This is a genomic window from Streptacidiphilus neutrinimicus, from assembly GCF_000787815.1.
In the GTDB taxonomy this organism is placed as follows: domain Bacteria; phylum Actinomycetota; class Actinomycetes; order Streptomycetales; family Streptomycetaceae; genus Streptacidiphilus; species Streptacidiphilus neutrinimicus.
In genome coordinates, this window is sequence record NZ_BBPO01000076.1 from 1 (window position 1) to 14,143 (window position 14,143).

Annotated in this window: 12 protein-coding genes; 5 read left to right on the forward strand and 7 right to left on the reverse strand. The window is 74.7% G+C overall.

Annotated features, from left to right (window positions below; translation table 11 throughout):
- Both sucB and TR48_RS31840 read left to right on the forward strand, forming a co-directional pair.
- The coding region (gene sucB / locus TR48_RS31835) for a 2-oxoglutarate dehydrogenase, E2 component, dihydrolipoamide succinyltransferase (protein ID WP_042373851.1) at positions 1-1,060 on the forward strand (1,060 nt) is incomplete at its 5' end.
- A gap of 105 nt (positions 1,061-1,165) precedes the next feature.
- Positions 1,166-1,678 (forward strand): DUF4240 domain-containing protein, encoded by a 513-nt coding sequence (locus TR48_RS31840; protein WP_042373832.1) that lies wholly within the window; start codon positions 1,166-1,168, stop codon positions 1,676-1,678.
- On the opposite strand, the gene TR48_RS31845 is transcribed toward TR48_RS31840, so the two are convergent.
- Together TR48_RS31845 and TR48_RS31850 are read right to left on the reverse strand one after the other, a co-directional pair.
- Entirely contained in the window at positions 1,666-2,664 is a 999-nt protein-coding gene (locus TR48_RS31845; protein WP_042373833.1) for a PfkB family carbohydrate kinase, read from the reverse strand. The genes TR48_RS31840 and TR48_RS31845 overlap by 13 nt on opposite strands.
- Positions 2,661-3,218, reverse strand: coding sequence for a GNAT family N-acetyltransferase (locus TR48_RS31850; protein WP_042373834.1), 558 nt, complete (start codon positions 3,216-3,218; stop codon positions 2,661-2,663). Before TR48_RS31850 ends, TR48_RS31845 begins: the two co-directional genes overlap by 4 nt.
- Before the next feature lie 48 nt (positions 3,219-3,266).
- Between TR48_RS31850 and TR48_RS31855 the strand changes: the two genes are divergently transcribed.
- Complete coding sequence (locus TR48_RS31855; RefSeq protein ID WP_042373835.1) at positions 3,267-4,166, forward strand: TIGR01777 family oxidoreductase; 900 nt, start codon at positions 3,267-3,269, stop codon at positions 4,164-4,166.
- A 69-nt stretch (positions 4,167-4,235) separates the two neighbouring features.
- Here the strand turns inward: TR48_RS31855 and TR48_RS31860 are convergent, their stop codons facing one another.
- The 5 genes from TR48_RS31860 to TR48_RS42545 are packed head-to-tail and all read right to left on the reverse strand — an operon-like array spanning position 4,236 to position 12,021.
- Positions 4,236-5,573 carry a nitrate/nitrite transporter gene (locus TR48_RS31860; RefSeq protein WP_084729930.1) on the reverse strand — a complete coding sequence of 446 codons (1,338 nt, stop codon included), beginning with the start codon at positions 5,571-5,573 and terminating at the stop codon, positions 4,236-4,238.
- Positions 5,570-5,965 (reverse strand): nitrite reductase small subunit NirD, encoded by a 396-nt coding sequence (nirD, locus tag TR48_RS31865; protein ID WP_042373853.1) that lies wholly within the window; start codon positions 5,963-5,965, stop codon positions 5,570-5,572. The genes TR48_RS31860 and nirD overlap by 4 nt, the downstream gene beginning before the upstream one ends.
- A gap of 22 nt (positions 5,966-5,987) precedes the next feature.
- Entirely contained in the window at positions 5,988-8,594 is a 2,607-nt protein-coding gene (gene nirB / locus TR48_RS31870) for a nitrite reductase large subunit NirB (protein WP_042373836.1), read from the reverse strand.
- Positions 8,591-9,877: an NAD(P)/FAD-dependent oxidoreductase gene (locus tag TR48_RS42540; RefSeq protein WP_236652424.1), complete on the reverse strand. Its 1,287-nt coding sequence runs from the start codon at positions 9,875-9,877 to the stop codon at positions 8,591-8,593. The genes nirB and TR48_RS42540 overlap by 4 nt, the downstream gene beginning before the upstream one ends.
- On the reverse strand, positions 9,874-12,021 hold the full coding sequence (locus tag TR48_RS42545; RefSeq protein WP_042373838.1) for a molybdopterin oxidoreductase family protein: 2,148 nt from the start codon (positions 12,019-12,021) through the stop codon (positions 9,874-9,876). Before TR48_RS42545 ends, TR48_RS42540 begins: the two co-directional genes overlap by 4 nt.
- 191 nt (positions 12,022-12,212) lie before the next feature.
- Between TR48_RS42545 and TR48_RS31885 the strand changes: the two genes are divergently transcribed.
- Entirely contained in the window at positions 12,213-13,340 is a 1,128-nt protein-coding gene (locus TR48_RS31885; RefSeq protein WP_042373839.1) for a uroporphyrinogen-III synthase, read from the forward strand.
- Positions 13,337-14,125 carry a sirohydrochlorin chelatase gene (locus TR48_RS31890; RefSeq protein ID WP_042373840.1) on the forward strand — a complete coding sequence of 263 codons (789 nt, stop codon included), beginning with the start codon at positions 13,337-13,339 and terminating at the stop codon, positions 14,123-14,125. Before TR48_RS31885 ends, TR48_RS31890 begins: the two co-directional genes overlap by 4 nt.
- Positions 14,126-14,143 lie beyond the last annotated feature (18 nt).

The window sequence follows — 14,143 nt, forward strand, 5'->3', positions numbered from 1 at the left end:
GGCTCCGGCTGCTCCGGCCCCCGCTCCGGCCGCCCCGGCCCCGGCCGCGCCCGCTCCCGCCGCCCCGGCTCCGGCTCCGGCTGCCCCGGTCGCTCCGGCTCCGGCTGCTCCGGCCGCCGCGGTCGAGCCGTCCGACGCCTACGTGACCCCGCTGGTCCGTAAGCTCGCCGCCGAGAACGGCATCGACCTGAACCAGGTCAAGGGCACCGGCGTCGGTGGCCGTATCCGCAAGCAGGACGTGCTGGCCGCCGCCGAGGCCGCCCGCGCGACCGTCGCCGCCCCGGCCGCCGCCGCGACCGGTGCCGCCAAGGCCCCGACCACCATCGCCGCCGCCTCCCCGCTGCGCGGTCAGACGGTGAAGATGACCCGCATGCGCAAGGTCATCGCCGAGAACATGGTCAAGGCGCTGCAGACCGCCGCGCAGCTGACCACGGTGATCGAGGTCGACGTCACCAACATCATGCGCCTGCGCGAGCAGGCCAAGGGCGCCTTCCAGGCCCGCGAGGGCGTCAAGCTCTCGCCGATGCCGTTCTTCGTGAAGGCCGCCGCCGAGGCACTCAAGTCGAACCCGGTGATCAACGCGTCGATCAACGACGACGACACAATCACCTACCACGCCGTCGAGAACATCGGCATCGCGGTCGACACCGAGCGCGGCCTGATGGTCCCGGTCATCCACGACGCGGGCGACCTCAACATCGCCGGCATCGCCAAGAAGACCGCCGACCTGGCCGCCCGCACCCGGGACAACAAGGTCAAGCCGGACGAGCTGGCCGGCGGCACCTTCACCGTCACCAACACCGGTTCGCGCGGCGCGCTGTTCGACACCGCGATCTTCACGCCGCCGCAGGTCGCGATCCTGGTCGTCGGCGCGACGACCAAGCGTCCGGTCGTCATGGAGACCCCGGAGCTGGGCACCACCATCGCCGTGCGCGACATGGTCTACCTGGGCCTGTCCTACGACCACCGCCTGGTGGACGGCGCCGACGCCGCCCGCTTCCTGGGCACGCTGAAGGCCCGCCTCGAAGAGGGCGCGTTCGAGGGCGACCTCGGGCTGTAGTCCGCGAGAAGCACCGCGCCGAGAGCCCCGTCTCCCTGTGGAGACGGGGCTCTCGGCCTGTCCCGCGTGCGTCGCGCACGCCCGGCGTGGATGCTTGAGGGCGTGATGGACGAGACGGACTTCTGGCTGCTCATCGACGAGACCCGGGACAGCGCCGAGGGCGACCCGGTCGACCACGCCGACCTGCTCGTCGAACGCCTTGTCGAGCGGACGCCCGACGAGGTGCTCGACTTCGCCCGCCTCTTCGAGGCACGGATGGGCCGGGCCTGGCGGGTCGACCTGTGGGGCGCCGCCGACCTGCTGCTCGGCGGGGCCGGGGAGGAGGCCTTCGAGGCCTTCTGCGCCTGGCTGGTCGGCCAGGGTCGCGACGTCTTCGAGGGCGCCCTGGCCGACCCGGACGAGCTGTCGGACCTGGTGCCGAGCTTCGACGACGAGGAGGACGGCGACGCCGAGGAGCTCGGCTGGGTCGCCGACCGCGCCTACGAGCAGCTCACCGGCGCCCGCCTCCCCGACCTCGGCCGCCGCGGCGGCAAGCCGCTGGGCGCCGAGTTCGACTTCGACGACCCGAAGGAGATGGAGAAGCGCTACCCGCGCCTGTGGGAGCGCTACGGAGCCTGAACCTGAGCCTGAACCGCAGCCTGAAGCGGCGTCCGGACCGGCGCCTGGAGCGCCCGCCGGAGCTCCGCCGCGTCCGGCGGGTTGGCCCCCGCCCGCGAGACGGTGACCGCCGCCGCGGCCGTCGCCCGCCGCAGCAGTTCGGTGAGCTCCGGCGCGGTCAGCCGCGCCAGCCGCTCCCGCCGCGCGTCCCGCTCCGTCCGCTCGTGCTCCGGAGCGAGCGCGTGCAAGGAGTCGAGCGCGTCCAGGACGGCGGCCATGAAGGCGTCCCCAGCCCCGACGGTGTCGACCACCGTCACCGCGGCCGCCGGGGCGGTGACCGTGTGCGCCGCCGTGTAGGCCGCCGCGCCCGCCGCGCCCCGCGTGACCAGCACCAGTGCGACACCCATGCCGAGCCAGCGCCTCGTGACCGCCGCCTCCGGCTCCCCCGGACACAGCCAGGCCAGGTCCTCGTCGCTGGCCTTGACCACGTCCGCCGCCGCCACGCAGCGCTCCGCCTGCGCCAGGGCCGCCGATCGCTCGCCCATCAGCGCTGGCCGCACGTTGGGGTCGTAGCTGACGGTGGCGCGGCCGCGCAGCGCCTCGGCGATCGCCAGCGCCGCCGCCGCGCCCGGCGCCGCCGCCGCGCCGATCGACCCGAGATGCACGTGCCGCACCTCCTCGGCCCGCGGTGTCACGGGCCGCAGCGTCCACGCGATGTCGAACGTGTAGGACGCCCTGCCCTCCGTGTCCAGGGAAACGACCGCGGTGGGGGTGCGCACGTCGCTCTGCCCGTCGTCCAGCAGCCGCACGCCCGCCGCGACGAGACGGGCGCGGATCAGCCCGCCCATCGCGTCGTCTCCGAGCTGGGTCAGCAGCGCGACGTCATGGCCCAGCCGGGCCAGGCCGTAGGCCACGTTGGCCGGGCTGCCGCCCGGATGCGCCACGTCCGGCACGCCCGGCGCCCGGACGATGTCGGCCACGCTCTCACCGATCACCAGGTAGGTCACAGGTCGATCCCCATCAGCACGTCGTCCTGGTACTCCCCCGCCAGCAGGAACTCGCGCGGCTGCACGCCGGTCACCTCGAAGCCCGCCGTCTCGTACAGCGAGCGCGCCACCGTGTTGCCGGCCAGGACACGCAGCGTCACCCGCTCCGCGCCCTCGGCGCGGGCCCGGGCGAGGGCGGCGTGCAGCAGGGCCCGGCCGAGGCCCAGTCCGCGCGCCTCGGGGGCCACCAGCAGCCCCTGGATGGCACGGATGTGGGCGTTGCTCGGCAGCGGGGTCGGCGGCAGCACCCGCACCCAGCCCAACAGTTCGCCATGGCCCAGCGGCTCGCCCTGACCCAGCGGCTCGCCCCGGCCCTCGGCCACCAGCATGTGCTCCGGCCGGTGGCGGTCGTCCCGGAAGGCGGTGCTGTCGGGCTGCGGCGGGTCCGGGCGCTCCGACACCTCCGACACCGTCGACCAGCACCGGTGGTCGAGCGCGTAGACGGCGTGGCCGTCTTCGGCGACCGCCGGTCGGATGACGACGCGGGTGGTGGTCTCGGAATCCACGGTGTCCATGGCCGGAGCCTACGCGCTCCTTAAGGTGCCAACTGCTTGAATATCGGCATGCGCATCGCGGTCACCGGTTCGACCGGGCTCATCGGCTCCGCCCTGGTCCGTTCGCTGCTGGACGACGGGCACGAGGTGGTCCGTCTGGTCCGGCGCGAGCCGCAGGAGCGTGAGGACGGCTCCGTGGAGGTGCGCTGGAACCCGCCGCTGCGGGCCGTCGACCGCAAGGGACTGGAGGGCGTCGACGCCGCGGTCAACCTGGCCGGCGCCGGGATCGGCGACCGCCGCTGGACCGCCGCCTACAAGCGCACCCTGCGCGACAGCCGCGTCCTCGGCACGCAGACCCTGGCCGACGCGCTGGCCGGGCTGGAGAAGCGCCCGCGGGTGCTGGTCTCCGCCTCCGCCACCGGCTACTACGGCCAGACGGGTGACACCGTCATCGACGAGGACGCCCCGCCCGGCGACGACTTCCTCGCGCGGCTGTGCGTCGAGTGGGAGGAAGCCGCTGCGCCCGCCGCCGAGGCGGGGATCCGCGTCGCCCACCCACGCAGCGGCATCGTGGTCGACGCGGGGGGCGGCGCGTTCGCGCGGCTGCTGCCGCTGTTCAAGCTCGGCCTCGGCGGCCGGATGGGCAACGGCCAGCAGTACTGGAGCTTCATCTCGCTGCGCGACGAGGTCGCCGCGATCCGGCATCTGATCGACACCGACCGCCTGAGCGGTCCGTTCAACCTGACCGCGCCGGTGCCGGTGACCAACGCCGAGATCACCACCGCCCTCGGCCGGGCGCTGCGACGGCCCGCGACGCTCCCGGTGCCGGAGTTCGCGCTGCGGGCCGCGCTGGGCGAGATGGCGATCGAGGTCGTCGGCAGCCACCGCGTGGTGCCGCGGCGGCTGCTCGACTCCGGTTTCCGCTTCGCCCACGCCACCATCGACCAGGCGGTCGCGGCGGCGCTCTGAGGCCGGTCCGTGGGTGGCCGGTCCGTTGCTGCGAGGCTCGTTGCTGGCGGGCCCGGTGCTGGCAGGCCCTCAGATCCCCTGGGGCCGGTCGGCGCCGGGGCGGAGGTAGACCGCCCAGGTGACCAGCGAGCAGACCGCGTAGGCGGCCAGGAAGGCCAGGTAGGCGGCGTCACCGTTGCCGGTGGCCTGGAACGACTGGCGGAAGGCCAGATTGACCAGCACCCCGCCGAAGGCGCCGATCGCGCCCGCCAGCCCGATCAGCCCCGAGGCCCGACGCCGGGCCTCCTCCTCCGTGGCCGCCCTCACCTGGAAGATCGCCGGGATCATCTTGTAGGTCGAGCCGTTGCCCAGACCGCTGAGCACGAACAGCGCCACGAACCCGGCCAGGAACAGCGGCAGCGACCTCGCGTGCGAGGCTGCCAGCACCGTCGCCGCGCCCACCGCCATCAGCGCGAAGGTCGCCAGCGTGATCCTCGCGCCGCCGTAACGGTCCGCCAGCCGTCCGCCGACCGGCCGCACCAGCGAACCGAGCAGCGGCCCGAGGAAGGTCAGGCAGGCGGCCTTCACCGGGGTGTCGAACTGCTGGTGGAACTGCACCTGCAGCACCTGCCCGAAGGCGAAGCCGAAGCCGATGAAGCTGCCGAAGGTGCCGATGTAGAGCAGCGACATCACCCAGCTGTGCGGCTCCAGCGCGACGTCGCGCAGCGCGTGCCGGTCGTTCCTCGGCGTGCCGAGGTTGTCCATCCGCAGGGCCGCGCCGAGCGCCGCGAGGACGATCAGCGGCAGGTACACCAGCGGCACCAGGCGCGGGTGCGCGGCCCCTGCGGTGGCCAGCACCGCGAGGCCGACCAACTGCACGACCGGGACCCCGAGGTTGCCGCCGCCCGCGTTGATCCCGAGCGCCCAGCCCTTGAGCCGCTGCGGGTAGAAGGCGTTGATGTTGGCCATCGAGGAGGCGAAGTTGCCGCCGCCGACGCCCGCGACGCAGGCCACCGCCAGCAGCGTCCCGTAGGAGACGCCCGGGTGCAGCACGACGCCGGCCAGGACCGTCGGCACCAGCAGCAGCGTCGCACTGAAGACGGTCCAGTTGCGGCCGCCGAAGCGCGCCACCGCGTAGGTGTAGGGCAGCCGCAGCACCGCGCCGAGCGCGGTCGGCACCGCGGTGAGGGTGAACTTGCCCGCGGCGTCGACGTGGTAGGCCGGGCCGAGAAAGAGCACCAGTACCGACCAGAGACTCCACACCGAGAAGCCGATGTGCTCCGACAGGACGGAGAAGACCAGGTTGCGCCGGGCGACCCTGGCTCCGGCCTCGGCCCAGAAGTCCTCGTCCTCGGGCCGCCACTCGGTGATGGCACGGGTTCTGGCAGGGGCGGCGACGGTGGCCTCCGCCACCGGGACGGCGGTCACGGGGCGCCCTCCGTCGCCGCGACGCGCACGGCCCAGACCCGCAGCACCGCGGGCCGCCCGTCGGGCGCCGTCTCCTCGTCGAGGCAGCGCCCGTCGCGCAGGTCGAAAACGTGCTTGTACATCGGCGAGGCGACCGTCGGAACCCCGTCCCGGCTGCCCACGATGCCGCGCGAGAGCACGTACGCCCCGCTGAACGGGTCGCGGTTGTCCACCGCGTAGAGCGCGCCGGACCGGTCGCGGAAGACCGCGACCTGTGCGCCTCCCGCGCTCAGTGCGGCCACGCCGCGCCCCGGGGTCAGCTCCTGGTAGTCGCAAACGCGGGTCCAGGTCCGGCCGTCGAGGATCTCCACCATGCCGGTCGTCGCGTCGGTCGCGGGGGGCCTGATCAGCATCTCGGTCATGCCCGGTCTCCAATCATGCGGTGTGCACCTCCAGTCGGGGGCCGGCGACCAGCGCCGGGGTGAGGATCCGCCCGTCCTCGTGGGGGCGGGCGGGGCGGATCTGGCCGCGCTCGGGGACGAAGGTCACGGCCGGGTCGGGCGTACCCGGGGCGTTCACGAAGGAGGTGAAGCGCCGCAGGCGGTCGGGGTCGGCGAGCACGGCGGCCCACTCGTCCTGGTAGGCGTCGACGTGGCGGGCCATCAGCGCGTCCAGCTCGGCGCAGATGCCCAGCGAGTCCTCCAGCACCACCTGCCGGACGTGCTCCAGGCCGCCCTCGATCCGGTCCAGCCAGACCGAGGTGCGCTCCAGCCGGTCGGCGGTGCGGATGTAGAACATCAGGAAGCGGTCGATCGTCCTGAGCAGCGTCTCCTTGTCCAGGTCCGCCGCCAGCAGGTCGGCGTGACGCGGGGTCATACCGCCGTTGCCGCCGATGTAGAGGTTCCATCCGGCGGAGGTGGCGATCACGCCGAAGTCCTTGCTCTGGGCCTCGGCGCACTCGCGGGCGCAGCCGGAGACGGCGGCCTTCAGCTTGTGCGGTGAGCGCAGGCCCCGGTAGCGCAGCTCCAGCTCGATGGCCAGGCCGACGGAGTCCTGCACGCCGTAGCGGCACCAGGTCTCCCCCACACAGGACTTCACTGTGCGCAGCGACTTGCCGTAGGCGTGGCCGGACTCGAAGCCCGCGTCCACCAGCCGCCGCCAGATCCGCGGGAGCTGGTCGACGCTCGCGCCGAAGAGGTCGATCCGCTGGCCGCCGGTGATCTTGGTGTAGAGGCCGTGGTCACGGGCGATCTCGCCGATGGTGATCAGCCCCTCGGGGGTGATCTCGCCGCCGGGGATGCGCGGGACGACAGAGTAGGAGCCGTTGCGCTGCAGGTTGGCCAGGAAGTGGTCGTTGGTGTCCTGCAGCGCGCCCTGCTCGCCGTCGAGGATGTGGCCGCCCGCGAGGCCGGCCAGGATGGAGGCGACGGCCGGCTTGCAGACGTCGCAGCCGTCGCCGCCGCGCCCGTGGCGGTCCAGCAGCTCGGAGAAGGTGCCGATGCCCGCCACCCGCACGATCTCGTACAGGTCCGCGCGCGTGTGCGCGAAGTGCTCGCACAGACTCCTGTCGACGGTGACGCCGCCCGCCTCCAGCTCCTCGGTGACGATCGTGCCGAGCAGCTTCACGCAGGAGCCGCAGCCTGTCCCCGCCTTGGTGCACTTCTTGACCTCGGGCACGGTGGTGCAGCCCTGGTCGTGGACGGCGGCCCGGATCTCGCCCTTGCTGACGTTGTGGCAGGAGCAGACCACCGCCTCGTCCGGCAGCGCGATGGGCCCGGAGGCCGGGGCCAGACCGGAGGGCAGCACCAGCTGCTCCGGCGCCGTCTGCAGCGGGTTGCCGCCCATCGCCAGCGGCCGCAGCAGCCCGTACGCCTCGGTGTCGCCGACCAGCACCCCGCCGAGCAGCTGCCCCTGGGCGCCGATCACCAGCTTCTTGTAGATCCCGGCCCGGCTGTCGCTGTACAGCACGTCGACCGCGCCCTCGGTCGCGCCGTGCGCGTCGCCGAAGCTGGCCACGTCCACCCCGAGCAGCTTGAGCCTGGTGGAGGTGTCGGCGCCGGTGAAGCGGTGTTCCTCCCGCAGCTCCTGGTCCCGTCCCCCGGCGAGCGAGCGGGCCGCGGTCTCGGCCATCTGGTAGCCGGGGGCGACCAGGCCGTAGACCCGGCCGTCGGCCGCCAGCGCGCACTCGCCGATGGCGTAGACGTGCGGGTCACGGGTGCGGCAGCGCTCGTCGACCACGATGCCGCCGCGCTCGCCCACCGGCAGAGCGCACGCGCGGGCCAGCTGGTCGCGCGGCCGCACGCCCGCCGAGAAGATCACCAGGTCAGCGGCCAGCTCCCGCCCGTCCGAGAGGCCCATCGCACGCACCCGGCCGTCCTCGCCGATGAGGATCGCCTGGGTGCCCGCGCCGGTGTGGACGCGGACGCCCAGGCCCTCGATCTTGCGCTGGAGCAGCCTGCCGCCGCCCTCGTCGACCTGGAGCGCCATCAGCCGCGGCGCGAACTCCACGACGTGCGTCGTCAGGCCCAGCGCGGTCAGTGCGCCCGCCGCCTCCAGCCCCAGCAACCCGCCGCCGACGACCACGCCGACGCCGCCGGGCCCGAGCCGCTCCGCCTCGTCGCGGATCCGCTCCAGGTCCTCGATGGTGCGGTAGACGTGGCAGCCGGCCGCGTCATGGCCGGGGACCGGCGGCATGAACGGGTAGGAGCCCGTCGCCAGCACCAGCGCGTCGTAGCGCAGCACCGCGCCGGAGCCGCAGGTGACGGTGCGCGCGGCCCGGTCGACGACGGTCGCCGGGTCGGCGAGCCGCAGGTCGATGCCGTGCTCGGCGAGGAAGCCGGTCGGGGCGAGCGACAGCTCCTCCGCGCTGGTGCCGGAGAACCATGAGGTCAGGTGCACCCGGTCGTAGGCGGCGCGGGGCTCCTCCGCCAGCACGGTGATCCGCCACTCGGCGGCGCCCGGCTGCTCGACGAAGGCCTCGAGGAAGCGCTGGCCGACCATGCCGTGGCCGACCAGGACGAGGTCTTGGAGTTGGGTCGTCATCGGGAGGCTCCGAGGGTGGTGGTGAGCAGGTGCTGCGTCAGCAGATGCAGGGGGGTCTCCGGGAGGGAGGCGTCGCGCGCCAGCGCGCGGGCGAGATCGCCGACGGTGGCGAGATCGCCGAGGAGGATCGCGCCGACCAGCCGGTCGCCGCGCATCACGAGCTTCTTGTAGCTGCCGCGGGTCGCGTCGGTCAGCCGCAGCACGTCCGCCTCGGCGTCCGCGTGGACCTCGCCGAAGGCGGCGTACTCGATCGGGCCGGCGCTGAGCCGGGCCAGCGGCCGTGAGCCGGTGTAGCGCGCCTCCGGGTCGGCGCCGGAGAGCCGGGCGGCCAGCACGTCGGCCTGCTCCCAGGCCGGTCCGGCCAGTCCGTGGACGACGCCCGCGTGTTCGGCGCAGTCGCCGATGGCGAACACGTGCGGGGTGGGGGTGGGCGCTTCCAGGGCGGAGCCGTGTGGGGCGGAGCCGTGCGGGGTGGAGGCGTGCGCGGGGGAGGCGGCGAGGGTGTCGTCGACGAGGACGCCCCGGCCGACCGCCAGACCCGCGGCGTGGGCGAGGGCGGTGCGCGGGCGGACGCCGCAGGCCAGCACGGTCAGGTCCGTCGACAGCCGGTACCCGTCCGCCAGCTCCACCTCGCCCGCCTCGGTCAGCGCGCGGGCGCGGTTGCCCAGGTAGACCTCGACGCCCAGGGTCCGCAGGGCCTCGCGCAGCGCCGTCGCGGCGTCCTCGTCGAGCTGGCGCTCGATCAGGTGCGGCCCTTGGTGCACGATCTCGACCTGCGGACCGAGCGCGGCCAGCGCCCGCGCCACGCTGACGCCGAGCACCCCGCCGCCGACGACCACGGCGCGCTTGGCGTCCATCGCCTCCTCGGCCAGCCGGGCGCAGTCGGCCAGGGTGCGCAGCGCGTGCACGCCCTCGCGCGGCCCTCCGCCGTCCTCGCGGCGCAGCCGGCGGATCGGCGGCAGCACCGGGTTGGCGCCGGTGGCCAGCACAAGCTCGTCGTAGGCCTCGGTACCGCCGTCGACGAGGGTCAGCACCCGCGCGCCGAGGTCGAGCGCGACCACCTCGGCGCCGGGCCGCAGCACGGCGTCGCCCACCGGCAGTGTGATCGCCTCCGCGTCGTAGCGGCCGGTGAGCACGTCCGCGAGCAGCACCCGGTTGTACGGGGCGCGCGGCTCGCTGCCGTAGAGAGTGACCCGGGCCTCGCCGCCCAGCGCGGAGTATCGCTCGGCGAATCTGGCCGCGGCCATGCCCGCGCCTACCACGGCGATATGACGCTTGCTCACTTTCTCTCCCCCGTCCGCTCCAGGCGCACCGCGCAGACCTTGAACTCGGGCATCTTCGAGGTCGGGTCCAGCGCGGGGTTGGTCAGCGTGTTGGCGCGTCCGGGGCCGGCCCAGTGGAACGGCATGAAGACCGTGTCGGGCCGGATCGCGTCGGTGACCCGGGCCGGGGCGACCACGCGGCCGCGTCGGGAGACCACCGCGAGCGGCTCGCCGTCCACGACGCCGACCCGGGCGGCAAGCCGCGGGTGCAGCTCCACGAACGGGCCCGGAGCGGCCGCGTTGAGCTCGGCGACCCTGCGGGTCTGCGCGCCGCTCTGGTACTGGGCGAGGACCCGTCCGGTGGTCAGGTGGACGGGATACTCGGCGTCCGGCTCCTCTGCGGCCGGGCGGTGGCTGACCGGCGCGAACCGGGCGCGCCCGTCCGGTGTGGCGAAGGCGTCCAGGAAGAGACGGGGGGTGCCGGGGTGGTCCTCGGCCGGGCAGGGCCAGAAGACGCCGTCCTCGGCGGCGATCCGTCCGTAGCTGATGCCGGCGTAGTCCGCCGGGCCGCCCGCCGAGGCGCGGCGCAGCTCCGCGAAAACGGTCTCCGGGTCGTCGTCGAAGCCGCCCTCGCCGCCGGGGCCCTTGGCGCCCAGGCGCTCGGCGAGCTCCTTGAGCACCCACAAGTCGCTGCGGGCGCCGTCCGGCGGCTCGGTGGCCCGACGGCGCAGCAGCACCCGGCCCTCCAGATTGGTCATCGTGCCGGTCTCCTCGGCCCACTGCGTGCTCGGCAGCACCACGTCCGCGAGCTGCGCACTCTCGGAGAGGACCAGGTCGGAGACGACCAGCAGGTCCAACGAGCGCAGGCGCCCGGTGATCCGCGCGGCCCGGGGCGCGGAGACGACCGGGTTGGAGCCCATCAGCAGCAGCGCGCGGACGCCGTCCGGGCCGGGCGCGCCCAGGCTGTCCAGCAGCTCGTAGGCGGAGCGGCCGCTGCGCGGCAGCTCGTCGGGCCCGACGCCCCAGACAGCGGCGACGTGGGCCCGGGCCGCCGGGTCCTCGATGGACCGGTAGCCGGGGAGCTGGTCGGCCTTTTGACCGTGCTCGCGCCCGCCCTGCCCGTTGCCCTGGCCGGTGAGGCAGCCGTAACCGGAGTAGAGCCGTCCCGCCTTGCCCGACGCCAGGCAGAGGTTGATCCAGGCACCGACGGTGTCGGTGCCCTTGCTCTGCTGCTCCGGGCCGCGCGCCGTCAGCACCATGCCGGTGCGGGCGCGGCCGAAGTGCCGCGCCGCCTCGCGAAGCGCCGCAACCGGCACGCCGGTGATCCGTTCGACCCGCTCGGGCCAGTGCGCCATCGCGGCGGCGCGGGCCTGCTCGAAGCCGCTGGTGCGCTCGGCGACGAAGTCGACGTCGACCATCCGGTCGGCGATCAGCAGGTGCAGCAGGCCGAGGGCCAGCGCGAGGTCGGTGCCCGGCACCGGCTGCAGATGCAGGTCCGCCTGCTCGGCGGTGCGGGTGCGGCGCGGGTCGACGACGATCAGCGTGCCGCCGTTCTCGCGCAGTTCGCGGAAGTAGCGCAGCGCGGGCGGCATGGTCTCGGCCGGGTTGGCGCCCACCAGGATCAGGCTGTCGGTGTGCGGGATGTCCGCCAGCGGAAAGGGTAGGCCGCGGTCGACGCCGAAGGCGGTCCGGGCCGCCGCCGCGGCCGAGGACATGCAGAACCGGCCGTTGTAGTCGATCGTCGCGGTTCTCAGCGCGATCCGCGCGAACTTGCCGAGCTGGTAGGCCTTCTCGTTGGTGAGCCCGCCGCCGCCGAAGACGCCCACCGCGTCCGCGCCGTGCTCCTCGCGGACGGCCGCGAAGCCGGACGCCACCCGGTCCAGCGCCTCCGCCCAGCTCGCGGCGCGCAGCTCGCCACGGGCGGCCCGGCCGCCCCTGCTGTCCCGCACGTCGCGGACCAGCGGCGTGGTGAGGCGGACACCGGGCGCGAGCAGCGCCGCGGCGTTCTGCCCCTTCCCGCACAGCGCACCGCGGTTGACGGGGAAGTCGGCGCGCTCGCGGACCTCCACGGGCACCGCGCCGGCCGCCGGCACGAGCCGCATCCCGCACTGCAGCGCGCAGTACGGGCAGTGCGTCGCCGTGGCAGCCGCCCAAGTAGTGGTCATGGCAACGACGTTGATCGTGGAGCGTTACGCGTCCTTGTCCCGGGTGTTGCGCCTGCGGCAACTCTCCCTCACGCCGCCCCGGGGACGGGGTCGGGCCACCGACACGCGCCGTAACACGAGCGGGCGCTTCGCTAACGCGCGCGTGATCGCGAAGCAACGTCGCGGCAACCGGGGGCGGTGAACCTGCGTCCATGGGCACCGCAGAGACCTCACCAATCCTCCCGCTCGCCGGGTTCACCGTCGGCGTCACCGCCGCACGGCGCCGCGACGAGCTCGTCGCGCTGCTGACGCGACGCGGGGCGCGGGTCGTCGAGGCGCCGACGCTGCGGATCCTGCCGCTGGAGGACGACCTCGCGCTGCGCCGCGCCACCGAGCAGTGCCTGCGGGCGCCGCTCGACTACGTGGTGGCCACCACCGGCGTGGGCTGGCGCGGCTGGATGAGCGCCGCCGACGGCTGGGGCCGTGGCGCGGAACTCGCCGCCGCCTGCCGCGACGCGGTCGTGCTCACCCGCGGACCCAAGGCGACTGGCGCCGTCCGCGCCAGCGGACTGGACGAGACCTGGTCGCCGGGCAGCGAGGCCACCGACGAGCTGCTCACCTGGCTGCTGGCCCGTCCGCTCGACGGCCGCAGGATCGCCGTGCAGGAGCACGGCATCCCGCTCACCGACTTCGCCGCGGCGCTGCGTGAACGCGGCGCCGAGGTGATCTCCGTCCCGGTCTACCGGTGGGCCCCGCCCGAGGATCCCGCGCCCGTCAGACGCCTGGTCGAGCAGACCGCCCGACGCGAACTGCACGCCCTGACCTTCACCAGCGCGCCCGCGATCACCGCCTTCCTCGCCACTGCCGCGGCCGACGGCCTGGACGGGCCGGTGCTGGAGGCCATGCGCGGCGAGATCCTCTCCGTCTGCGTCGGCCCCGTCTGCGCCCGGCCGCTCCTCGAGGCCGGCGTCCCCGTCGTCTGGCCGGACCGCGGCCGCCTCGGCTCCCTGGTCCGCACGCTGACCGAGGCGCTCCCCACCCGCAGTCGGCGGACGCTGCGGGTGTCGGGTCGCGAACTCGTGCTCCAGGGCAACGTCCTGCTGGTGGACGGCGAGAGCTACTGGCTCTCCCCCAAGGGGGCGACCGTGCTGCGCGCACTCACCGAGAACCCGGGCTGGGTGCTCAGCCGCGCGGAGCTGCTCCGCCGCGCCTGGGCCGACTCCGACGCCGACGAGCACGCCGTCGAGGCGGCCGTCGCCCGGCTGCGGCAGTCGCTGGGCCGCCACAGCGACCTGGTCCGCACCGTCCCCAAGCGCGGCTATCGGGTGGCGGACGGATGACCGGCCCGCGGCCCCCGCGCCCGGTCCTGCTGGCCGTCGCCCACGGGACCCGGGAGCGCGAGGGCGTCGCCGCGACCGAGGCGCTGGTGGCCCGGGTGCGGGCGCTCCGGCCCGAGCTGTGCGTCGAGCGCTGCTTCCTGGACGTCGTCGCCCCCTCGCTGCCGGAGACGCTGGCGCGGCTGCGCGGAGAGGTGGTGCTGGTACCGCTGCTGCTGGGCGCCGGCTTCCACGTCCGTGTCGACATCCCGTCCGCGCTCGCCGACGCACCGCACCTGCGCGGCCGCCTCGCCCGGGCGCTCGGCCCCGACCCGTTGCTGGCCGAGGCGCTCGGCGACCGGCTGGACGAGGCGGGCCGGCGGGCGCAGGCCCCGCCGAGCGCCCTGGTGCTGGCGGCGGCGGGCTCCACCGACCCGGCGGCCAACGCCGACACCGCCGCCATGGCCGGGCTGCTCCGGGAGCGCCTCCCGGGCAGGCCCCCCGTCGTACCGGCCTACCTGTGCGCGGCGGGGCCGACGCCTGCCGAAGCCGTGGCGGCGCTACGGGCGCAGGGACACGAGCGGGTCGCCGTCGCCGAGTACCTGCTGGGGCCCGGCCTCTTCGCGCGCCGCGCCGCCGAGTCCGGCGCCCACGCAGGCGCCTGCCTCACCTCGGCCCCGTTGGGCGCACACGATGCGCTCGCCCGGCTCGTCACGCTCCGCTATGACGAAGCCGTCGCCGACCGGCGCAGAGTCCCGCTCAGGGGGCGTACGGGGGCATACTCGGGGCGCATGCTTACGCCGGGGTAACCAGGGGCGCGCGAGCCC